Genomic DNA, 23,745 nt, shown 5'->3' with positions numbered 1-23,745 from the left:
GGGCGTGCGGCAATGGCGCCGCATGCCCGCTTTGGGGGGAACTGCGATGAAGGCTTCCGACCTGTTTGTGCGCTGCCTCGAGGAAGAAGGCGTCGACTATATTTTCGGCGTTCCCGGCGAGGAAAATCTCGACATGCTGGACAGCCTCAGCCGCTCCAGCATCAAGCTCATCCTGACACGGCATGAACAGGGGGCGGGCTTCATGGCCGCCACCTATGGCCGGCATACCGGCAAGACCGGCGTCTGCATGGCGACGCTGGGGCCGGGCGCCACCAACCTCGTCACCGCCGCCGCCTATGCCCAGCTGGGCGGCATGCCGATCCTGATGGTGACGGGCCAGAAGCCGATCAAGAAATCGAAGCAGGGCCGTTTCCAGATCCTCGACGTCGTCGCGATGATGGGGCCGATCACCAAATATACCCACCAGCTCGCCAGCGCCGACAATATCCCCAGCCGCGTGCGCGAGGCGTTTCGCCTAGCCGAAGAGGAAAAGCCCGGCGCCACCCATCTGGAATTTCCCGAGGATGTGGCCGACGAGCAGACCGACAGCCTGCCGCTGAAGGCCAGCATCTCCCGCCGCCCCTCGGCCGATCCCAAGGCGGTGCGCGCCGCTGTCCACATGCTGGAAAAGGCGAAATCGCCGGTGCTGGTGATCGGCGCGGGTGCCAATCGCAAGATGACCGGGCGGATGCTGCTGCAGTTCGTGGAAAAGACCGGTATCCCCTTCCTCACGACCCAGCTGGGCAAGGGCGTGATCGACGAGATGCACCCCAAATTCCTGGGCTGCGCGGCGCTCTCCGCCGGCGATTTCGTCCACCGCGCGATCGAGAGCGCGGACCTTATCGTCAATATCGGCCATGATGTGATCGAAAAGCCGCCATTCTTCATGAAGAATGGCGGATGTCCGGTCATCCATGTCTCCACCCGCTCGGCGGAGGTGGACCCGGTCTATTTCCCCAATGTCGAGGTGATCGGCGATATCGCCAACGCCATCTGGCAGATGAAGGAGGATATCGTCCCCTCCGCCGGCTGGAATTTCGACACGATGCTGGACTATCGCAAGGCGGAAGTCGCGCATACGCAGACGCTGGAAAGCGACGCCCGCTTCCCGATCTTCCCGCCCTTTCTGGTGCGCAAGGTCCGCGAGGCGATGCCCAGCGACGGCATCATCTGCCTGGACAATGGCGTCTACAAGATCTGGTTCGCCCGCAACTATCCCGCGCGGCAGCAGAACACGGTGCTGCTGGACAATGCGCTGGCCACCATGGGCGCGGGCCTGCCCTCCGCCATGGCGAGCGCGATGGTCTATCCCGACCGCAAGGTGATGGCGATCTGCGGCGATGGCGGCTTCATGATGAACAGCCAGGAGATGGAGACGGCCGTGCGCCTTGGCCTCAACATCACCGTGCTGATCCTCAACGACGGCAGCTATGGCATGATCCGCTGGAAGCAGGCGAATATGGGGTTCAAGGATTTCGGCCTGACCTATGGCAATCCCGATTTCGTCAAATATGCGCAAAGCTATGGCGCCAATGGCTATCGGGTGGAAAGCGCCGAGCATCTGGTCGAACTGCTCAAGCACACGCGCGACACGCCCGGCGTCCACCTGATCGACTGCCCGGTGGACTATTCGGAGAACGACCAGATATTGAACAAGGATATCAAGGAACTGAGTGCCAAGTTATAGCGTCTTCCCATCCGCACCTCCTGCCCGCGCGCGCAGCCGGGCAGGGGCAAGGACTTCGACAGGCTCAGCCCGAACGGGACATCGTCATGACCATGCTGAAAGACATCTACCCCCTCTACCTCAACAACCGGGCCGCCCAGCCCAATGCCGACCTGGAGGTGACGGACAAGTTCACCGGAGAGGTCGCCTTCCGCGTGGCGCAGGCCGATGCGGCGACCATCCTGGAGGGCATAGCCGGCGCCGTGCGCGCGACCGAGCCGATGGCGAGGATGGCGAGCTATGAACGGCAGGCGGTGCTCGACCATTGCGTGACGCGCTTTCGCGAGCGGTTCGACGAACTTGCCTATGCGCTGTGCGTCGAGGCGGGCAAGCCGATCAAGGACAGCGAGGGCGAGGTCGGGCGGCTGATCGACACCTTCCGCATCGCCGCCGAGGAATCGACGCGGATGACCGGCGAGGTCCAGCCGCTGGACATCTCGCCACGCGCCAAGGGCTATCAGGGCATCTGGAAACGCGTGCCGATCGGCCCGTGCAGCTTCATCTCGCCCTTCAACTTCCCGCTGAATCTCGCCGCGCACAAGGTCGCGCCGGCCATCGCCGTGGGCTGCCCCTTCGTCATGAAGCCGGCCAGCCGCACGCCGCTGGGCGCGATCATCATGGGCGAGGTGCTGGCGGAGACCGACCTGCCCGAGGGCGCCTTCTCCATCCTGCCCGCCCATCGCGACGGCGCGGACCTGTTCACGCAGGACGACCGGCTGAAACTGCTCTCCTTCACCGGATCGCCCGGCGTCGGCTGGGATCTGAAGGCCAAGGCCGGCAAGAAGAAGGTGGTGCTGGAACTGGGCGGCAATGCGGCCGTCATCATCGACCATGACGCCGATCTTGAGGACGCTCTGGAGCGAGTGGTCTTCGGCGCCTTCTACCAGTCCGGGCAGAGCTGCATCGGGGTGCAGCGCATCCTGATCCACGAGAAGGTCTATGACCGCTTCCGCGACATGCTGGTCGCGAGGACGAAGACGCTGGTCGCAGGCGATCCCAAGGACCGCAACACCTTTGTCGGCCCGATGATTTCCGAGGGCGAGGCCAGGCGGCTGGACGGCTGGATACAGGAGGCGGTCGCCAAGGGCGCGACGCTGCTCTGTGGCGGCAGGCGCGAGGGCGCGATGCTGGAGGCAACCTTGCTGGAAAAGGTGGCGCACGACACCAATCTCAATATCGAGGAAGCCTTTGGTCCGGTCGCGTTCCTGATGCCGTTCAGCAGCTTCGACCAGGCGCTGGAGATCGTCAACGACAGCAAATTCGGGCTGCAGGCCGGCATCTTCACCCGCGACCTGTTCCAGATGTTCGATGCGTGGGACAGGCTGGACGTGGGCGGCGTCGTCATCAACGACGTGCCCAGCTATCGGGTCGACAACATGCCCTATGGCGGCGTCAAGGACAGCGGGCTGGGCCGCGAGGGCATCCGCTTCGCTATGGAGGACATGACGGAGATACGCAATCTCGTCATTCGCCGCCGATAAGGATTGAAAGGCGCGGTGCCACGCGCATAAGATGGCGCAACAAGACAGAAAATATGGTCGCTCGCAAGGGACTACCATCCGGGACACGGCATGTGTCTCGAACGGGGGCGAGAGCATGGGGTTCGGGGGGGTACAGGCGGGGGGCCGTGTCGCTGCGCGTGAAGGCAATTCACATGCAGCACCAGGCATCGCTTCAGGAAGCAGGCTGGCGAGGTTCCGGCCTTCACGGTCGCTGGCGGCATCCCTGCTGCTGGCGGCACTGTTGCTGTGCGCGTTGTCGATCGCCCTGCCCGGCCGCATCGACGGCAGGGCGGATGCGGCGGCGGGCGGCGGCGTGGGCAGCTTCCTGGGCGTGGCCTCCTGCGCCGGCACCACATGCCATGGCCGCATGGAAGGCGACGGCAAGGTCGTGCGGCAGGACGAGCTTCGCCGCTGGCAGGAACCCTCGACCCCCGGTGGCGCGCACAGCCGCGCCTTTGCCGTGCTTTCGGGCAGCCGCAGCAGGCAGATCGCCGCGACACTGGGCATTGGCGACCCCACCGGTGCGGGCGAATGCCTTGGCTGCCATTCCACCCCGGCGGCCTCGGCACGCGGCGCGCGCTTCCTGACGCAGGACGGCGTCGGCTGCGAGGCATGCCATGGCCCGGCGGGCGGCTGGATAGCCTCGCATTATGCCGTGGGCGCCACCCATGCCGCCAATGTCGCGCAGGGCATGGTGCCGCTGGAACGGCCCGCCGCGCGTGCTGCCATGTGCCTCGACTGCCATTTCGGCAGCGCGAAGTCGGGCCAGTTCGTCACCCACCGGCTGATGGCGGCAGGGCATCCGCGCATCTCCTTCGAGCTTGACCTCTTCTCCTCGCTGCAGGCGCATCATGATGAGGATGCCGACTATGCCCAGCGCAAGGGGCGGATGGACGGCGTTGCCATGTGGGCGGTGGGACAGGCGATGGCGGTGGAGCGCGCGACCAGCCTCTATGCCAGCGCCAGGGGCACGGAAGGCGCCTTCCCCGAATTTTATTTCTTCGATTGCCACAGCTGCCACCGCCGCATCTACGATCAGGACGAGCGGGTGAAGACATGGGAAGCCAATCCCGCCCGGCCCATCCCGGCCGGCATGCCGCCCTTCAACGACGAGAATATGATCATGCTGTCCGCCGCGGCCAAGGTCGCCGCGCCCGCGCTCGCCGGGCGGCTCGACAGCGACAGCCGCGCCTTCCATGCGGCGATTGCGAAGGATCGGGGGGCCGCCATCGCGGCAGCCGGGCGGCTTTCGCAGACGGCCGGCGCACTGGCATCGGCGCTGTCTTCGGCCAGCTCGTCTTCGGCCGGCGGCGACATGGGTTTCGCCATCGTGCAGCAGATCGGCGGCACGGCGCTCAGCCCACGCTTCACCGATTATGAAGGCGCGGTGCAGGCGGTGATGGGGGTCGACACCATGCTGAACGCCATGGTCCGCTCGGGCCGGGTGACGCAAGGCGCGGCGGCGGGCATCCGGGCCAGCATCAACCGCGCCTATGCCGCCGTGAGGGAGCCCAACAGCTTCCACCCCGCCGCGTTCCGCAACGCGCTGGGCAGCGCCGTATCGAGCATCGGGGCGCTGCGCTGATGTCGCTTCGAACCACGAAGATCGCGCGGACGGCGACCCTGCTGGCAGCCTCTACCCTCATCCTCTCCTCCTGCGGCGGCGGAGGCGGGAGCAGTGGCGGCGGCACGCCCACGCCATCGCCCACCCCCACGCCGACACCCACGGGCGTCTTCGCCGTGCCCGCGCAGGAATCGCTGAGTGTCGCCGATGTCGAGACGATCGTCGCGCGCGCGGCGGCGGAGGCCAAGGCGCGCAACCTGCCCGCCACCATCGCCGTCACCGACCGGGTCGGCAATGTGCTCGCCATCTTCGCCATGACCGGCGCGCGCGCCAACGCCGTCATCTCCGCCGCGCCCAATGGCGATAATATCGACGTGCAGGACCTGACGATCCCGGCGGCGGGCGGCGCCATCGCCAAGGCGATCACCGGCGCCTATCTCTCCAGCGGCGGCAATGCCTTTTCCACCCGCACGGCGAGCCAGATCGTGCAGCCGCATTTCCCGCCCGCGCCGACCACCGTCGGCCTTGAAAGCGGCCCGCTGTTCGGCGTGCAGTTCAGCCAGTTGCCCTGTTCCGATCTCAACGCCCGCTTCGCCGCATCGGGCAGCGGCGCGCTGATCGGCCCCAAGCGCTCGCCGCTGGGCCTCGCCGCCGATCCGGGCGGCTTCCCGCTGTACAAGAACGGGGTGGTCGTCGGCGGCATCGGCGTGATGGCGGACGGGGTCTATGGCTTCGATCCCAATATCCTCGATGTGGACGATGACGCGGAGGAATATATCGCGCTCGCCGGCACCGTCGGTTTCGAAGCGCCCGAAGCGATCCGCGCCAACCAGATCAGCGTCGACGGCACGCAGCTGCGCTATGCCGACGCCAGCTATGCCAGCCTGCTCGCCACCGGCACGCCCAGCTATGCGGCGACCGTGGGCGTGTTGGGCCAGCTGGTCGCGGTGCGCGGCTATTATGGCGATCCCGTGCCCGCGATCCTGGCGGGCACCGCCTATGGCACAGAGGCGTCGGGCATCCGCCCCGCCCGCATCGCCGAATTCTCCAATGTCGACGCCTTCATCCTGACCGATGGCGCGGGCAATGACCGCTTCCCGATCCGCGCCGCGACCGACGGCGCCGACATCACCCAGCCGCTGACCGCCGCCGAAGTGACGGCGATGCTGGAGGAAGCGTTCAAGGTGATGAGCCGCGCCCGCGCCCAGATCCGCAAGCCGCTGGACAGCCGGGCGCAGGTCTCCATCTCCGTGGTCGATACGCGCGGGCAGGTGCTGGGCGTCGTCCGTTCGCCCGATGCGCCGATTTTCGGCACCGATGTCTCGCTGCAGAAGGCGCGCACCGCCGCCTTCTTCTCCAACGCGAAGGCCGGCGACCAGCTGCTGGGCGATCCCAGCGCGGATGTGCGGCATTTCGTCGCCGCCGCGCGCACTTTCTTCAACGACCAAGGCGCGCTCACCGGCAAATACGCCTTTTCCGACCGCGCCAACGGCAATATCTCGCGCCCCTATTTCCCCGATGGCGAGGTCTCTCGCCCCAACGGCCCGTTCTCCCGCCCGATCGCGCAGTTCAACCCCTTCTCCACCGGGCTGCAATCGGCGCTGGTGCTGGGCAATCTGGGCGCGCATCTCGCCTTCGTCACCGGCGCATCGGCCAGCGACACGCCGCAACGCTGCACTGCCATTCCCGATGCCGCGACCGGCCAGAACCGGCTGCAGAACGGCATCCAGATTTTCCCCGGCTCCGTCCCCATCTATCGCGGCAATGTATTGGTCGGCGGCATCGGCGTGTCGGGCGACGGCATCGATCAGGACGACATGATCAGCTTCCTTGGCCTGCATAATGGCGGGCAGCGGGTGGGCGGCATCGGCAATGCGCCCGCCGCCATCCGTTCCGACCAGATCGTGGTCGATCTGGGCAACGCCACGGTGCGGCTGCGTTTTGTCGGCTGCCCCTTCGCGCCGTTCCTCGACACCAGCAACCAGAATGTGTGCGAGGGGCTGTAGGCGATGGCGATAGCCTCCCTCCTGCCGATGGTCGCGGCGATGGCGGCGCAGGGCGCCCTGCAACAGGGCGCCCCCGTGCCCCCGCCGCCGCCCGAAAACTGGCAGGAGATCGTCAATCCGCCGGCTGAAGACCCCGCGCAGGACCAGTTGATCGACGGCCGCCGCCGCCCCGGCTTCGAGAAAGAGCTGCCGGACGCCGTCACCCAGACCAATACCGGCGCCATCACCGCGCCGCCGCCCGAAGCCTTCCCGACCGATCAGGTGCCGATCCCGGATCGCTGGCGACTGATCGAGAGCCTGGGCGTCGTCAAGGAACGCTGGTTCGATCCCTATAATCAGAACACGCTGAAGGGCGACCGGCCCATCGACCGGGCCAAGGTGCCGTGGCTGCCGATCAAGGGCGACGACTGGTTCCTCGTCGTCAATGCCGTCAGCGACACGGTACTGGAGCCGCGCACCTTCCCCATCCCCGTTGGCGTGCAGACCACCGAGCGGCCCGGCAGCCTGGACGTGTTCGGCAAGGATGCCAGCTATGTGCTGAGCCAGACCTTCATCGGCGGCGTCGCGCTCATCAAAGGATCGACCGCGTTCAAGCCGCCGGAGATCGAATATCGCCTGACGCTGGCCTTCAACGTCAACCATGTGAATGTGCCCGAGCGGCGCGTGCTGTTCGTGGAGCCCAGCAAACGCAGCCGCCGCACCGACCATTTCCTGGGCGTGCAGGAAGCCTTCGTCGACTATCACCTCGCCAACACGTCTGATCGTTATGACTTCCGCTCGATCCGGGTCGGCATCCAGCCGTTCCAGAGCGATTTTCGCGGCTTCCTGTTCAACGACCAGCAGCTAGGCGTGCGCCTGTTCGGCAATCGCGACAACAACCGCTTCCAGTTCAACCTCGCGGCCTTCTGGCGGCTGGAGAAGGATACCAATTCCGGGCTGAACAACGTCACCCGCAAGCCGCGCGACGATTTCGTCTTCGTCGCCAATGTCTATCGGCAGGATTTCCTGCTGCCCGGCCTCACCAGCCAGATCACTGCCGTCTACAATATGAACCGGGAGAAGAACGACGTCGAGATCGACGACAATGGCTTCCCGGTGCGCCCCGCGCTGCTCGGCACCTTGCGGGGCCGAGACTATGATGTCGTGTATCTGGGCTATAGTGTCGATGGACGGATCGGGCGGCTGAACCTCACCGGATCGCTCTATGGCGCGCTGGGCGAGGACCGGAACAGCTTCTTCACCGACCGCAAGGCGGAAATCCGCGCCTTCTTCGCGGCGGCGGAGCTGAGCTACGACATCGACTGGATGCGCTTCCGCCTGTCCGGCCTTTATGCGAGCGGCGATGGCGATCCCAATGACGATACCGAAAACGGCTTCGACGCGATCTTCGAGAACCCGGTCTTTGCGGGCGCCGACACCAGCTACTGGATCAGGCAGACCATCCCCTTTGCGGGCGGCGGGCGTGTCATCTCCATCAACGGCCGCAACGGCATCCTCAATTCGCTGCGCTCGTCCAAGGAACAGGGCCAGTCGAACTTCAACAATCCCGGCACGATGCTGGTCGGCGCGGGCGCGGATTTCGACCTGACGCCGCAGGTCCGCCTGTCCGCCAACGCCAATCATCTGTGGTTCGAGAATAGCGCGACGCTGCAGCAGCTGCGCGTCGAGGGCAGCATTCCGAAATCCATCGGCTGGGACCTGTCGACTGCCGCGATCTGGCGGCCCAAGGCGACGCAGAACATCGTGTTCCGCCTCTCGGCCGCGACGCTGCTGCCCGGTGACGGCTTCAAGGATCTCTTCACCAATCGCGACCGGAACAAGGCCTATTATTCCGTGCTCGCCAACCTGATCGTGAGCTATTGATGGCGCGCGCCCGCTTCCTTCCCGCCATCCCGCTGCGGACATGGGCTGTTTTGCTGCTCGCCGCGCTGCTGATCCCGGTCGCGATGCTCAAGGCCAGCGACGACGAGAAGCCGGTGAAGCGCATCTATGTCACCGCCCCGTCCGCGCCGATGAGCCAGACGGATGCGCAGGTCGCGGAAAAGACCGACGGCTGCGTCAGCTGCCACACCGCCAGCGACGAACCCTCGATGCACGCCACGCCCGCCGTGAAGCTGGGCTGCGCGGATTGCCATGGCGGCAATGCGGCGGTGCGCGGCGATCCCTCGCATGGGTTTGACGACCCCGCCTATGTCGCCGCGCGGGAGAAGGCGCATGTGCTGCCGACCTATCCCGAAAGCTGGCACTATCCCTCCTCCGCCAATCCCAAGCGCAGCTACGCGCTGCTGAACCGGGAAGCGCCGGAATTCGTCCGCTTCGTGAACCCCAGCGACTATCGCGTGGCGCGCGAGGCCTGCGGCGCCTGCCATCTGCAGACGATCGAGGCAGCCGAGCGATCGCTGATGGCCTCTGGCGCGATGCTGTGGGGCGGGGCGGCGTATAATAACGGCATCGTCCCCTTCAAGAACTATATCTTCGGCGAAGCCTATACCCGCGACGGCAAGCCGGCGAAGATTGTCTCCCCCGGATCGCCGCCCGGCACGCTGACCGCCGAGCAGAAGGCGCGCGGGGCGCTTGCCGAAATGTATCCGCTGCCGACATGGCATGTCATCCCACCGGGCGACATCTTCCGCGTGTTCGAGCGCGGCGGGCGCAATATCGCGACCCAGTTCCCAGAAATCGGCCTGCCCAACCCCACCGGTTCCATCCAGCGGCTGGAGGAGCCGGGCCGGCCCGACCTCAAGCAGTCGAGCCGTGGCCCGGCCACCGGCATCCGCGTCGCCATCCCCGTGCTCAACATCCACAAGACCCGCCTCAACGATCCGTTCATGTGGTTCATGGGCACCAACGACCAGCCGGGCGACTATCGCCATTCGGGCTGCTCGGGCTGTCATGTCGTCTATGCCAATGACCGCGAGCCGCGCCACAGCCTGATCTACGCCCAATATGGCCGGGACGGGCAGACGGCGACGGTCGATCCCACCATCGCGAACAAGATGGCGAGCGCTGAGGGCGAACATGGCGGCGGCCATGGTGCCCTGAAGGGGACGGAAGAGCCCCATGGCGACACCGGGCATGATGCCGCGCCGCCTGCCGATCATCCCATCGGCGCGGTCAAGGAAAGCGGCCACCCGATCCGCCATGCCTTCACCCGCGCCATTCCGACGGCGCAGTGCATGAACTGCCACATGCACCAGCCCAACATCTTCCTGAACAGCTATCTTGGCTACACCATGTGGGACTATGAGTCCGACGCGCCGCTGATGTGGCCGGAAAAGCAGAAATATCCCACGGCTGCGGAAGTGCATGAGACGCTGGAACGCAACCCGGAGGGTGCCGCGCCGCGCGGGCGCTGGTCCGATCTCGATTTTCTGCGCAACGTCTATGACGATGTGAACCCCAAGGCGAAGGACACCCAGTTCGCCGACTATCATGGCCATGGCTGGAACTTCCGTGCGATCTTCAAGCGCGACCGCGAGGGCAATCTGCTCGATGCGGACGGCAAGGTCGTGGCGAATGACGACCCGGAGAAATTCCGCAAGGCCGGAGCACCCGAGTTCGTCCAGCCGGGAGAACAGAAGGGCAAGGCCGTCCACATGATGGACATCCATGCGGAAAAGGGCTTGCAATGCGCCGACTGCCATTTCGCGCAGGACAGCCACGGCAATGGCTATATCTATGGCGAGGTAGCGAACGCCATCGAGATCGGCTGCAAGGATTGCCACGGCACGGCGGACGCATGGCCGACCCTGCTCACCTCCGGTCCGGCGGCGCCTCCGGGCGGCACCAACCTCACCCTGCTGCGCAACCCGGACGGCAAGCGCCGCTTCGAATGGTATTATGACGCTGGCGGCCGCCGCAAGCTGATCCAGCGCTCCATCGTCGATCCGAAGCTGGAATGGGAGGTCAGCCTGGTCAAGGATGCGGTCGACGCCACCAGCCCGCATTTCAACGCCCGCGCCGCCCGCGCGAAGCTGATGAGCAAGTCCGGCGCGGAGGATGGCAGCTTCGCCTTCGGCCCCGGCGTGCCCAAGGAAGACCGGGCGCATAACCCGGACGAGATGGCCTGCTTCACCTGTCACCTCAGCTGGACGACCAGTTGCGGCGGCTGTCACCTGCCGATCGAGGCGAACTGGAAAACCAAGATCCAGCATTTCGAGGGTGAGGAAACGCGCAACTTCGCGACCTACAACCCGCAGGTCGCGCGCGACGAGATGTTCCAGTTGGGCCGCCACATGACGACCAAGGGTAATGAGATCACCCCGGTCCGCTCCACCTCCGCGCTGGTGCTGTCCTCCACGAACATCAACCGCGAGCGCATCTACATCCAGCAGCCGCCGATTTCCGGCATCGGCTTCTCGTCGCAAGCTTTCGCCCCGCATTTCCCGCATACGGTGCGCAAGACCGAGACGAAGACCTGCTCGGACTGCCACCTGTCGGTGAAGGACGACAACAACGCGATCATGGCGCAGTTGCTGCTGCTCGGCACCAATTTCGTGAACTTCATGGGCATGAACGCCTGGACCGGGCTGCAGGACGGGTTCGAGGCGATCCGCGTCACCGAATGGGACGAGCCGCAGGCGGTGATCGGCTCTTATCTGCAGAAATATGCCTATCCCGATTATTGGCGGATGCATGTGGAGAAGAATGGCCGGGAACTCATCAACTGGGTGCGCGGCAAGACCTTCGACAGCAAGGCTTCGGGCGAAACGCAGCCGATGGAGGAGTTCCGCAACGTCACGCAGGGCACGAAGGGTCGCGTGGGCTGCCTGCAACTGCGCGGTGAATATATGTTCGTGGCGGAAGGCAGCGGGGGTTTCCGCGCCTATGATGTGGCGTCGGTCGCCAATAAGGGCTTTTCCGAGCGCATCGTCTCCGGCCCCTTCTCCGCGCTCGGCCATGATACCGGCGTCAGGTCGAAAAACGCCACCTGCGTCGCGCTGCCCACCAACCAGCCGATCAACCCGCTGCGCTCCACTCCGGAACTGCGCAGGATCAATCAGGAACAGCCCTTCCTGCCGATCTATTCCTATGCCGCCGTCACCGACAGCGTCGAAGGGCTGATCATGGTCAATATCGAGACTTTGGCCGATGGCGAGTTCCGCAACAATTTCCTGAAACGCGCCGTCACCTGGAACCCGGACGGCGTGCTGAACGGTGCGCGGCATATCCAGCTGGCCGGGCAGATCGCCTATATCGCTGCGGACGCGGGGCTGGTGGTGGTGGACCTTGCCGATCCGCTGCATCCCCGTCTTGCGGCCGTCCGCCCGCTGAAGGATGCGCGGGCCAGCGCCATCCAGTTCCGCTACCTCTGGGTGACGGATGCCGACGGGCTCAAGCTGTTCGACGTCACCAGGCTGACCGATCCGGTCGCAGTCCCCTCCGCCACGGTGCCGCTGGCCGATGCGCGCCGCGTCTACCTCGCGCGGACCTATGCCTATGTCGCGGCGAAGGCGGACGGGCTCGTCATCGTCAACATCACCAATCCGACCAAGCCCGTCATCTACCGCAAGGAGACCTTCGGCGGCGCCATGAACGATGCGGAGGATGTCGTCGTCGCCACCACCAACGCCTCGCTCTTCGCCTATGTGGCGGACGGGAAGAACGGCATGAAGGTGGTCCAGCTCACCAGCCCGGCGAGCCAGCCCAATTTTTACGGCTTCTCGCCCGCCCCCATGCCGGAACTGATCGCCTGGGCGCGCACGCCCTCGCCCGCGCTGGCGCTCTCCAAGGGGCTGGACCGCGACCGGGCGGTGGACGAGACCGGCGGGCAGATCGCGGTTTTCGGCCGCCTTGGCGCGCGGCCCTTCACCCGGAGCGAAATGGAGCGGCTGTTCCTGACCGGCAAGGGCATCCCCTACAAGGTCAGCGACGATGTGGACATGGCGGGTTGGCGCCCGCCGATGAAGGCGGTGGCGCGCTGAATGGAAGCGAAGCGCGCAACATAGTTCCATCAACTCCATATCGGGGCAAATTTCTCCATGAAATCAGGGCCAAAGGGCTGCTTCCGCGATTGCCCCTTCGCTGCCCTGCCCGCATAAAGGCCCATGCCTTCGGTCCATCCCGATAGATCGCTGATTGCGCTGGTCCTTGGCTTCATTGTCCTGATCGGCGTGGTCGGCGCGACCATCTGGCTATACACCAGCCAGCAGCGCAGCGTGGAATGGGTGAACCACACGCTGCGCGTCGAATCCCAGCTGTCGACCATATTGTCGCGCGTGCAGGATGCGGAAACCGGGCAGCGCGGTTTCATGCTGACGGGCCTCGACGATTTCCTGGCACCGCATCGTCTCGCCGTCGCGCATATCAAGGGCGATCTGGATACGCTGATGCAGGTCGTCGCCGACAATCCGGAACAACGCAAGGCGGCGGTGGTGCTGCGCCAGAAGGTCAATCGTCGCATCGCCTCCCTCGACATCGGCATCACGCGCAAGCGCAGGGGCGTGATCATCGCGCCTGAGGGATTTCGACCCGGCCTGGTTCTCATGGGCGACATCCGTCAGCACATCGCCGCGATGAAAGCGCGGGAGCAGGAGCTTCTGGCGGTGCGGACACGCAATGCCCAGCGGCTGAACGTGCTGGTCAGCGCTGCGCTCACGACCAGCACGGCACTCATCATCCTGTTCGGGCTTGCCGCGCTGCTGAATGCGCGGCGGCGGCTGGAAGATACGGTCGCCACGGGAGAAGCGCTCGCGCACAGCAACCGCCGGTTGCGGACGGAGGCGGAGGAACGGCAGACCGCCGAAGCCCAGCTGCGCCAGATTCAGAAGATGGAGACCATCGGCCAGCTCACCGGCGGCATCGCCCATGACTTCAACAACATGCTCGCCATCGTCATCGGTTCGCTGGAGATCGCCAGACGGCGGCTGGGCGCCAATGTGGAACCGCGAGCCGCGCAAAATCTGGACAATGCGCTGGATGGCGCGCAGCGGGCCGCGCAGCTCACCTCCCGCCTGCTCGCCTTTTCGCGCCAGCAGCCGCTGGACCCGCAATCGCTCGACGCCAACAGGCTGGTGGGCGGCATGTCGGAAATGCTGCGGCGGACGATGGGCGATCAGCTGCGCATGGAAACGGTGCTGGCCGGCGGGCTCTGGCACTGTTTCGCGGACCCGGGCCAGCTTGAAAATGCCATCGTCAATCTATGCGTCAACGCGCGCGACGCCATGCCGGACGGCGGCCGCCTGACGATCGAGACGACCAATGCGTTTCTGGACGATGCCTATGCCGCCGCCCATGCGGAAGTGGCGGCGGGCCAATATGTGATGATTTCCGTCAGCGATACCGGCACGGGCATGCCGCGCGACATCGCCGAACGGGCCTTCGACCCCTTTTTCACGACCAAGGGTGTGGGCAAGGGCACGGGCCTTGGCCTCAGCCAGGTGTTCGGTTTCGTCAAGCAATCGCACGGCCATGTCAAAATCTATTCCGAACCCGGCGAGGGCACGACGATCAAGCTCTATCTGCCCCGACATTATGGCGCCACGGCGGAGAATGACGACAGCGCCGCGGAACTGGTGATCTTCGGAAGCGACCTGCCCCACGCCATCGACAAGGAGATCATCCTGGTGGTGGAAGACGAGGAACGGGTGCGCCATGTCTCCGTGGATGCGCTGCGCGACCTTGGCTATATCGTCGTGCAGGCATCGGATGCGCAGCATGCGCTGGAGGTGCTGGCGTTGCAGCCGCGCATCGACCTGCTGTTCACCGACATCGTCATGCCCGACATGAACGGCCGCAAACTGGCCGATCTCGCGCGTGTCGACCGGCCGGAACTCAAGGTGCTGTACACTACCGGCTATACCCGCAACGCGATCGTCCATAACGGCATGCTGGACCCTGGCGTCGCCTTTCTGGCCAAGCCGTTCACACTCAGCCAGCTGGCCCACAAGATACGGCAGGTCCTGGACAATCCGCAGGAAGAACTGGTGGCGCAGGGCTGACCCCACCCGCCGCAGCGGCAGGCCGGGCATGATCGGGGACGCCGGATGAAAGCATCCGGCCGGCAAATCCCTTACAGCATCATGCCCTTGATCTGACCCGTTCGGCCCCGGATCATGCCCGGGGCAGGCCCTGAGCCTGTCGAAGGGGCCGTCCTTCGCTGTCGAAGAAAAGCACAAGGGTTGACCTCCGGTCGACTGCGTCTCGACAGGCTCAGCCCGAACGGGGATAAGTGATCCGCATGTGTTGCACGATGCGCTACAGCAGTTTGCGCTCCGATGGCATCGGATCAACCGCTCCATGCTTTTGATTTAACGCATTTTCCGAGCCAGAAGGTAAACCCACCTGACTGGAAAAATGCGCTAATCCGATGGGCGTTCGGCGAGCAGGCTGCGGACCAGGGGCTGCAGGCCCTCATCGAATTTGGCCAGCATCACATGATCGCCGGCGGTTTCGAAATGCGACACCAGCCCTTCCCCGGTCCATCGGTGCAGCGCATAGGCTGGCGGATCGGCGATGATCATCGGGCGGCCATCCGGCTTTTCCGGGTCGATGGGGGAGAGGTCCAGCGCCACCTGCGGCGCGGTGGAGGGGCAGATGGCGACGGTCGTCCCCTTCCACGGGGCAACGATCGCGCGATGGAGATGGCCGCAGATCAGCGCCTGGATCTGCGTGCGCCCGGCGATGGCCTGGGCGAAGCGGGCGACCCAGGGTTCCTGCGGCGACGTGTTCATCCATGCGATGCCGACCTCGACCGGCGGATGGTGCATGACGATGATGACCGGAACCTCCGGCGCCTCATCCAGCCGCGCGCTGAGCCATGCCGCCCGCGCCGCGCAAAAGGCGCCGCCATGGCGGCCCGGGTCGAGCGTGTCGATGACGATCAGCCGCACGCCGGCCAGGGGCACGACATAATGGACGAACCCGTCGCCACCCGCGCTGCGATCATGGGGGATATGCGGGAAATGCCGGGCGAAACTGGCGCGATCGTCATGATTGCCCATGCATGGCCAGACCGGGAAAGGGCATTGGCTGAAGGCATTGGCAAGGCGGCGATAGCTGTCGGCATCGCCCCTGTCGGTCAGGTCGCCGGTGGCCAGCAGCAGGTCCGGGCGGTTCGGCCCGTCGATCAGCGCACGCAGCACCTGGTCCAGCCGCTTGCGATTATACTCGGCCGGATTGTCGGGCTCGAAACCCAGATGAACGTCGGTGATCTGTGCGATCAGCATCCGGCTTCCCCCTTTGCCTCCGCCCCGTCAGCCGTCCGGCCGCGCCTGTCGGTCGCGCGCCAGCGCCCCGATCTGCGCCCGCGCGGCCGGTGCGAGTCGCCGTGCAGGCAGCCATGGTGCGCCGTCATCGGCATGATAGCTGTGACATAGAGCACAGCCGGAGGGAACATCGGCATGCGACGATTCCCCGCCATGGCAGGTGCGGCAGGAGGCAAGGTTGGGCAGCATCAGGTCGCTCGCCTTGCTGGATCTGGGCGCGGCATGGCAGCTTTCGCAGCGTTCGGTGCGATGCGCGGCATGATCGAACCAGCCGTTCATCATATAACGCATGGGCTGGCGCACCGGCGCGATCCGCCATCCCTTGCCGCCGTCGGGCGGGACGACGCTGTGGCAGTCATAACAGGCGCCGCCCTTTGAGAAGACCGCGCGGATCGCCGCATCGGCGCTGCCCGCACGGGTCGCAGCCGCGCCGGAATAGGCGTGATAGACCTGCCCCTGCGCATAGTCGCCGGGCCGCCGCCGGGCCATGCCGCCCAGCTGGAGCGGCCGGGCGGGGCCGGTGGAACGATAATAGGCGGTAAGGTCCGCCACCACCTGATCGGGTTCGCCATGGCGCAGCGTGCGGACGGTGCCGCCCAGCGTCTCGAAGGCAAGGCTGTGGCACATCTGGCAGTCGCGCTCCATCTGTACCGGCAGGAAGCGCACGCCGTCCGCGGTGGGCTTGTGGCAATCCTTGCAGGCGAGCGCATCGCCAAAGCCGGTTTGCGCCTTCATGCTCCCCGCCATGCGGGCGACGCCGCCGGTCTTCGACAGATGCAGGTCGTGCGGGAATTTAAGGCCGCTGTCCTCGCTGGGACGGTCGGCAAGCGACACCCGCTCGAAATGCGGCACCGGGTAGGCAAGGCTGGGCGCATCGGCCATGATCGTCGGGCGGAATTCGGGATGCGCGGTGCCGAAATCGGCGGCATTGCCCAGCTTCGTATCCTTCAGCCGGCTGTTCAATGAACCATGGCAATCGGTGCAGAAGGCCTGCGGCGTCGCCGGAATCGGTCCCGCGCCTTCATGTTCGCGATGACAATCGACACAGGCGCCTTCGGGCGGCTTGCCAAAGGCGTGGGCGACGCTGGCCAGGATCGCCCCGCCAACCCCCGGCGCCTCCCGTGCGCCGGCGATGCGGGCGGGCGGCGCATGGTCGTGGATATCTTGATGGCAGGTCTTGCAGGCGCTGTCGCGGACGGAGACGAACGCCTTCTGGTGGCAGGTCTCGCACTTGCCCTCCAGCGCATGATGCGCCTTGCTGAGCGGGCCGGGGGTCCATGCCCCGTCGCCCTTCACCAGATCCTGCTTCACGTCATGGATGTTGCGCACATCCTCGGCCGGGCGCGTCGCATAGCTGATGACCGGCACGGCAAGGAAGCCGATGAGGATGGCGATCGCCATGCCCCATGCGGACATCCGCTTGCCCGGCAACAGCCCGCGCAGCGAGAAGACGCGCGCCTCCTCCTTGTCCTCCGAAGCCTCCGACAGCGCATCCACGCGCAGGACGGACAGCACAGCCTCCCCCGCCTCGCCGCGCGACACGGTGATGCGATGGCCGCCAAGGCGCAGCTCCGCGCCCTCGGCCAGGTCGATTTCCGCCCTGTCGACGCTGCGCCCGTCGACGGTGAAGCCCAGCGTCCCCGTCGCCTTCACGCCCAGAGAGCGATCGTTGAGCCGGGTCACGCGCGCATGATCGGGCAGCACCGCCAGATCGGCCAGATGGATATCGCAGGCCGCATCGCGGCCGATGGCGATCTGCGGCTTTTCGATGCTGGTCGGGCGAACGATCTCCCGCCCGTCGGCGGTGAAGCTGATCTGCCGGATGAGGAAGGTCATGCGTCCGGCCTTACCAGTAGAAGAAGACGGAAACGATGTGCGCGGTCAGCGCGGCGAGCAGCGCGAAGGTGGCGGGCACATGGACATAGAGCCACACCTCCAGCAGCGCCTTGAGCTTGAGGTGGCGACGCAGGCGGGCCAGCATCGCTTCCTTGCGCTCCAGCAGCGCGTCCACCTTTTCCAGCGGATCATTGCCCAGGTCCGCCTGGCTGCCGGTATGCGCGCGCAGCGCGGCATGGGCGCGCGCCGTCGCGCAGTTGCGATAAGTGCCGGTCAGCCGCCGCCAGATGCCGCCGCCAAAAGGGTCCTGCACCAGCGACCGGCGCACCAGTTCCGCCTTGTCATGGGGCAGCGGCTGGGCGGCATCATGCAGCTGGCGGTCGATCGAGCGGATGGAATCGAGCAGCTGCGCCTGCGTCATCTCGTCGCGGTTGTTGCTGAGCGCGGCGGGCAGGGCGGCATAGACGGTGATGCCGAACAGGCCCGACAGGATCACCAGCATCATCAGCGCCCAGGCCAGCGTATGGACGTTCCAGCCCAGCTGGAAGCCGGTGTGCAGCGTGCCGATGACGATGAGGCTGAGGCCCAGATAGACATGGGCGGAGGTCCAAGCCTTGAGCGACCAGCGCCCGCGCGTCATCGCCCGCTTGCGCACGCCCAATATGCTCAGCCACAGGATCAACAGCACGCCGACGGTGCCCAGCGTATAGCCATACCAGCTGCCACCATTGTGGCGCGGCTTCACGTCGATCAGCAGATAGCTGGCGATGACGACAAGGCAGAGCGCGGTCGCGACCTTCGCCCAGCGGAACCCTGCATGAGCCAGGAAGCCTTCGTGCAGCGTGTCGCCGCTGCGGCGCCGGGGCGCCGGGTTTGCCGCCCGTGTCGCCATCATGCGTCTCCGCGTTCGAGGCGCGCGACGGTCAGGAAATCCTCCGGCGCGACGCGGATGGCGGCACCCGTCGGGCAGGCCCGCACACAGGCGGGGCCGCCCTCAATCCCCGAGCACATGTCGCATTTGATCGCCTTCTTGGGCTTTTCGACGTCCGGCTCGGCATGTTTGTAGCGCCATTTCTTCGACGGCTCGCCCGGCCCCGGCCCGGCGCCGAAGAACATCCAGCTGAGCAGCGAGGGCTTTTTCGGCGGCACGCTGTCCATGCGGATCACGCCATAGGGGCAGTTGCGCTGGCAGTTGCCGCAACCGATGCAGGTGTCGTTGATGAACACCTCGCCATCCGGCCCGCGATGGATGGCGTTGGGCGGGCAATCGGCCATGCAGTGCGGATGCTCGCAATGGCGGCAGCTGGTCGGCACATGCAGATGCGCGAAGGTGCGCCCGGCCTCCCGGTCCAGCCGCGAAAGCCCCTCATGGCTGTCCGCGCACGCCTTTTCGCAATTGTCGCAGCCCACGCACAGATGCTCGTCGATCAGCAGCACGTCGGTCGCTTCGCCGATGCCGTTGTCGACCAGGAACTTCGCGGTTTCCGAATACATGTCGACAACGCTGGAGAAGCTGTCCTTGCGGCCTTCGATGAAGCTGTTGATGTCCTGCCGCGCCGCCATGTCGCGCTTGGCGCGTTCCAGCAGCGCCGGCTTCCTGTCCATCAGGCGGCGGAAGGCATCGCCGCGCAACCGGATGACTTCCGACTTCACCGTCGCCTTGACCGTGGCGGTGCGGCGGCCGCCCGCGATCAGCGCCATCTCGCCGACATAGGAACCGGCGGGGAGGTAGGAGAGGAACACCTGTTTCCCGCCGATCTTCTTTTCCACCACCATGGAACCGACGCGGATGACGAAGATGTCATCCCCCTCCTCGCCTTCGGTGATGATCGCCTGCCCGGCGCGGACCTGCATGATCTCGGACGTGTCCATCACCTCGGCGACATCGGCGGAGGTCAGCCCCTCGCCAAAAAGCTGCAGCAGCTGCCGTTCGGTGGAGATGCGAGTGACAGCCCGGCGCGCGGCGGGGACGGAGGACATGAGCTTGAGCGCCGCCGTGCGCGACACCTCGACCATGACCGAATCCGCGCCCGCCCGGATGGTGGCGCCGCGACGCCGCCCGGAAATCAGGCCGACCTCGCCGAAGATCGAGCCGGCTTCGACCGGCACGGTGACGGAGGCATCCTCCTTGTCCACCTCCACCAGCGCCTGCCCGGAGGCGATGGCGAAGAGCGAGGAGCCCGGCGCCGCCCGCTCGAAAATCACCTCCCTCTTGCGATAGAAGCGCGCCGTGCTGTCCAGCATGAACTCGCGCATCTGCAGCGGCGACATGCCTTCGAGGATGGAGATGTTGGTGCGCAGGAATTCCAGCCATTCGTCGACGCTGCGACTGCCCGGCAAGTCCTTGAACTTCGCGGCGAGAATGGGTTCGTCCGCAGGCTTCAATCCGGTATTGCCGTTGACGAACTCGACCACGTCATGGCCCTGGTTCATGCAATGCTTGATGAGCGGATAGCCCGCCAGCGCGCCGATGACGAAGATGCCCGGCGCCGTCGTCTCGAACACCGGCGACAGCTTGGGAAAGGCCAGCCGGTCGCCGCTGGTGAATTCGATCCCGCATGCCTCGACAAAGGCGCGCGGCGGGGCGGAGCCCATGCGGGCGATGATCCGGTCGCACCGGATCTTCTGCTCGCCATCGCGCGTGTCGAGCGTGATCCAGCCGGTCTCGACCAGCGAGGTCGTGCTTTCGGTCAGGATGTTGACGCGCCCGGAAGCCCCCGCCGCCATCAGCGCCTTCACATTGGCGTCCTTGGCGGTGGAAAATTCCGCCGACCGGTTGACCAGGCTCACGACATTGCCCTGCGCCTCGTCGGCGGCCAGGCCCAGCGCATTCTCGATGCCAGCGTCGCCGCCGCCGATGACGAAGATATGCTCGTCATTATATTCGGCCGGGTCGTCCAGCTGATATTGCACATGCGGCAGGTCGCCGCCCGGCACCCGCATCAGATTGGGGTTGCCCTGCGTGCCGATGGCCATCACCACGGTCTCCGCGACGATCTCCTCCCCATTGGTCAGCGTCAGCCGATAGGGCGGCGCCCTGCGCTGGATTTCGCGGGTCTGGCTGCTGCCGTCGCGGGCGCGGGTGACGATCTGCTGCACGCTGCCGGGGATGGGATCGCCCATGCCCTCGATCGCCTTCACCTCGCTGCGATAGGCGACATTGACACCCAATGCCTTCGCCTGATCGTTCCAGGTGCCAAGAATGGCTTCACGCTTGCCGGCATCGAAATCGCAGTCCGAGCGCAGCACCAGCTGGCTCGGCGTCGCCATCACATGCTTGCCCTTCTGATATTTGAAGATGGTGTCGGAAAGGTGATTCGTCTTTTCCAGCAGCACATGGCTGAGCCCAAGCTGCGCCGCGCGTGCGGCGGCGCTCAGCCCAGCCGGCCCCGATCCGACAATAGCGATACGCACGCGGTCACCCAACGCCTGTCCCCCAACAATGCCCTCGCCCCGGCCTTTCCCCCAACCGGTTATGCGTACAACGGGTGCGAACCGTGGCGGGCACTCTATCATTTCCTTCGCGGCGCGCTAGAGCGCGCTGCGTTAAATCTGACACAGGGCGCGCGCTCATTCTTTGTCGGCATGTCCTTTTTGCGCAAAACCGGTTCCCACTTTTGCGCACGATGCTCTAGAGGTGACTGCGCTTTGGGCGGGGGGAAAATCGGCATGGCCGGGCAGGCAGGTTCAGCAGGCGAAAAGGGCGGGGATGGGACATGGGGCATCGGGCGGCTCCTGCTGATCGTCGCCATCGTCATTGCCTGCATTTCCATCGGCTATGCAGTGACGCGCGGCACATCCCCCGCGCCCGCCCCCACCACGCCACCGCCATCCGTCGCGCAGCCATCGATGGACCCGGACAGCGCGATCCGCGCGTTGCAGGAGCGGGTCGGCGCCAACCCCGACGATGCCGGGGCGTGGCAGCAGCTGGGCTGGGCCTATTTCGACGACCGGCGCTATGCCGACGCCGCCCGCGCCTATCGCCGGGCGACCGCCATCGCGCCGGACAACGCCACCTTCTGGTCCTCGCTGGGCGAAGCGATCGTGATGGGCAGCGAGAAGGACCCGATGCCGTCCGAAGCGGCCAGGGCCTTTGAAACGGCGATCGGCATCGACGCGAAAGACCCGCGCGCGCGCTATTTCATGGCGGTGCGGCGCGACCTTCGCGGCGAGCATGACGGCGCGATCGGGGACTGGCTGGCGCTGCTGGCCGACACCCCGCCCGGCGCGCCATGGGAGCAGGACCTGCGCCGCACGATCGAACAGGTCGGCCGGATCAACAGGATCGACGTCGCGCCCCGCCTCGCCGCGATCAGGCAGGCGCCGCCCCATCCCGACATCGCAGCGCCCTCCGTGGCCGCCGCCGCCATTCCGGGGCCGACGCGCGAACAGATGCAGGCAGCTTCAGGTCTGCCCAAGGGCGCGCAGGACCAGATGATCGAGGGCATGGTCTCCGGCCTCGAAGCGAAACTGAAGGCCAATCCCGGCAATGTCGACGGCTGGATCATGCTGATGCGCAGCCGCATGACCCTGGGCGAAACGGGTAAGGCGACCGCCGCCTATCGGAGCGCCGCCGCCGCCAACCCCGCGCAGGCGGGACGGCTGAAGGACGAGGCCAGCGTGCTGGGTGTGCCGGGGGTCTAGGCTGGTGGGCCGCAAGACATCACGCGCGTTTGTGTGAGCAGTGCGTGGACGTGCCTTTACCCGTCATGCTCAACTCGTTTCAGCATGACGAGCCAGAAGACGAAAGCGGGAGTCCGCCCAGCCGCCCCCTCAGGCGTCGAGCGAAGCCGTCATCTTGAAGATGCCCTGCGCATTGCCGCTGTCGAATCGCAGATCGAGCGCGCCTGTCGCCGGGTCCACATCGCGCGAGATGAATTCGTAGAAGGAGCCCGGCACCGCGCACGTCACCAGCGCGCCGGCGCCGTCCACGAACTGCCGCTCCACCTGATCGGCGCGAAAGGCGGTCTGGCGCACGCGACCGCTGCCCGACACCTCTACCTTGTCCTTCATCGCCCGGCCGAGCGCCCGCTGCGCGGCGGCCACCGCCTCCACATCCGCCACGCGATCCGTGCCATGGTTGAAGGCATTGCCCTCCGTCGCGATCCACGCGGCTTCGGCGCTCGCATTTTTGAGCACGGCATAGTCGGCTAGGCCGGGCACGTCATGATGCCGATCGAACGCCGCGACGATGGCCGGCATGGCGGCGGCGGCAAGCGCCAGCGGCGCCGCGCCGTCGCGCGCAAACACCTCCAGCGCCGCGCGCGCGGCATCGTCCAGCGCATCGCGTGTCGTGCCGAAGACGCGTGCGGCGGCAGCGGCGAAATCGGCGCCGAAGCGATCCACATGCAGCTCGCTGACGAAGAATTGCGCGATGTCGGCAGGATGATCCCGATGCGCAAAGGCAAAGCCGGTCATCCGCAGCCGATCGAGCGGATAGAGATCCGCCACCCGATAACCCAGCGGCTCCAGGATGCGGGCAAAGGCCGCGACGCCGCCCGGAATGGCGCCGGTCGGCGCGCCATCGGGCAAGGCGATGGTGCGCAGCGCGCCATGATCGAGCAGGATCGGGCGGCCGGCGGCGCGGCTGTCGGCCACATAGGCGGCGCCGGTCGGCACGCGCGCGATCAGGCCGTGGTGGAGCGCCACCGTCATCGCCAGCGCGCATTCGGCGCGGCTGACGATATCGGGCGCATCATGCACGATGTCCCGAGGGATGACGATATCGGCGATCGCGGCATCCGTTTGCGAACCGAGGACGGGCGCGATCAGCGCGTGCAGCTTTTGCATGGTCATGGAGCGGATATAATCCCTTGCGGCGCGCTTCGCCAGCACCTGCCCGCACAGGCGGGGAGGAAGGATTATGGCCGCATGGCGCTTCATGCACATTGCTGTTGCGCATCCG

At 66.1% G+C, this 23,745-nt stretch carries 13 protein-coding genes; 8 read left to right on the top strand and 5 right to left on the bottom strand.

The genetic code is table 11. The annotated features are described in order from the left end of the window. The first annotated feature begins 46 nt into the window (after nt 1-46). The 7 genes from WFP78_RS00825 (at nt 47) to WFP78_RS00795 (ending at nt 14,738) form a co-directional block, all read left to right on the top strand. Nucleotides 47-1,687, top strand: coding sequence for an acetolactate synthase large subunit (locus WFP78_RS00825; RefSeq protein ID WP_336957863.1), 1,641 nt, complete (start codon nt 47-49; stop codon nt 1,685-1,687). 86 nt (nt 1,688-1,773) lie between these two features. Continuing rightward, entirely contained in the window at nt 1,774-3,207 is a 1,434-nt protein-coding gene (locus WFP78_RS00820) for an aldehyde dehydrogenase family protein (protein ID WP_336957862.1), read from the top strand. A gap of 262 nt (nt 3,208-3,469) precedes the next feature. Next, on the top strand, nt 3,470-4,813 hold the full coding sequence (locus tag WFP78_RS00815) for a multiheme c-type cytochrome (protein ID WP_336957861.1): 1,344 nt from the start codon (nt 3,470-3,472) through the stop codon (nt 4,811-4,813). Continuing rightward, nucleotides 4,813-6,798: a heme-binding protein gene (locus tag WFP78_RS00810; RefSeq protein ID WP_336957860.1), complete on the top strand. Its 1,986-nt coding sequence runs from the start codon at nt 4,813-4,815 to the stop codon at nt 6,796-6,798. Before WFP78_RS00815 ends, WFP78_RS00810 begins: the two co-directional genes overlap by 1 nt. A gap of 3 nt (nt 6,799-6,801) precedes the next feature. Then, nucleotides 6,802-8,661, top strand: coding sequence for a hypothetical protein (locus WFP78_RS00805; RefSeq protein ID WP_336957859.1), 1,860 nt, complete (start codon nt 6,802-6,804; stop codon nt 8,659-8,661). Beyond that, nucleotides 8,661-12,722: an LVIVD repeat-containing protein gene (locus WFP78_RS00800; protein ID WP_336957858.1), complete on the top strand. Its 4,062-nt coding sequence runs from the start codon at nt 8,661-8,663 to the stop codon at nt 12,720-12,722. Before WFP78_RS00805 ends, WFP78_RS00800 begins: the two co-directional genes overlap by 1 nt. Nucleotides 12,723-12,845: 123 nt before the next feature. Beyond that, nucleotides 12,846-14,738, top strand: a complete 1,893-nt coding sequence (locus WFP78_RS00795) for a CHASE3 domain-containing protein (protein ID WP_336957857.1) — start codon at nt 12,846-12,848, stop codon at nt 14,736-14,738. A 360-nt stretch (nt 14,739-15,098) separates the two neighbouring features. Here the strand turns inward: WFP78_RS00795 and WFP78_RS00790 are convergent, their stop codons facing one another. From WFP78_RS00790 to WFP78_RS00775, 4 genes are read right to left on the bottom strand one after another with little or no spacing between them, the layout of a single operon-like run. Beyond that, nucleotides 15,099-15,965: a phosphodiesterase gene (locus tag WFP78_RS00790; protein ID WP_336957856.1), complete on the bottom strand. Its 867-nt coding sequence runs from the start codon at nt 15,963-15,965 to the stop codon at nt 15,099-15,101. 27 nt (nt 15,966-15,992) lie between these two features. Then, nucleotides 15,993-17,840, bottom strand: coding sequence for a cytochrome c3 family protein (locus WFP78_RS00785; protein WP_336957855.1), 1,848 nt, complete (start codon nt 17,838-17,840; stop codon nt 15,993-15,995). Nucleotides 17,841-17,850: 10 nt separating this feature from the next. Next, entirely contained in the window at nt 17,851-18,732 is an 882-nt protein-coding gene (locus WFP78_RS00780) for a hypothetical protein (protein ID WP_336958199.1), read from the bottom strand. Beyond that, the gene (locus WFP78_RS00775; protein WP_336957854.1) at nt 18,732-21,254 is read right to left on the bottom strand and encodes a cyclic nucleotide-binding domain-containing protein; all 2,523 of its coding nucleotides are present in this window, start codon (nt 21,252-21,254) and stop codon (nt 18,732-18,734) included. The genes WFP78_RS00780 and WFP78_RS00775 overlap by 1 nt, the downstream gene beginning before the upstream one ends. 255 nt (nt 21,255-21,509) lie before the next feature. Here WFP78_RS00775 and WFP78_RS00770 point away from each other — a divergent pair, with 255 nt between their 5' ends. Next, complete coding sequence (locus WFP78_RS00770) at nt 21,510-22,484, top strand: tetratricopeptide repeat protein (protein ID WP_336957853.1); 975 nt, start codon at nt 21,510-21,512, stop codon at nt 22,482-22,484. Between the two features lie 129 nt (nt 22,485-22,613). Here the strand turns inward: WFP78_RS00770 and WFP78_RS00765 are convergent, their stop codons facing one another. After that, on the bottom strand, nt 22,614-23,636 hold the full coding sequence (locus WFP78_RS00765) for a 2-oxoadipate dioxygenase/decarboxylase family protein (RefSeq protein ID WP_419722886.1): 1,023 nt from the start codon (nt 23,634-23,636) through the stop codon (nt 22,614-22,616). Nucleotides 23,637-23,745 lie beyond the last annotated feature (109 nt).

Origin of the sequence: Sphingobium aquiterrae, from assembly GCF_037154135.1 — a bacterium.
Taxonomy (GTDB): domain Bacteria; phylum Pseudomonadota; class Alphaproteobacteria; order Sphingomonadales; family Sphingomonadaceae; genus Sphingobium; species Sphingobium aquiterrae.
This window is presented reverse-complemented; position numbering and strand designations above follow the sequence as displayed.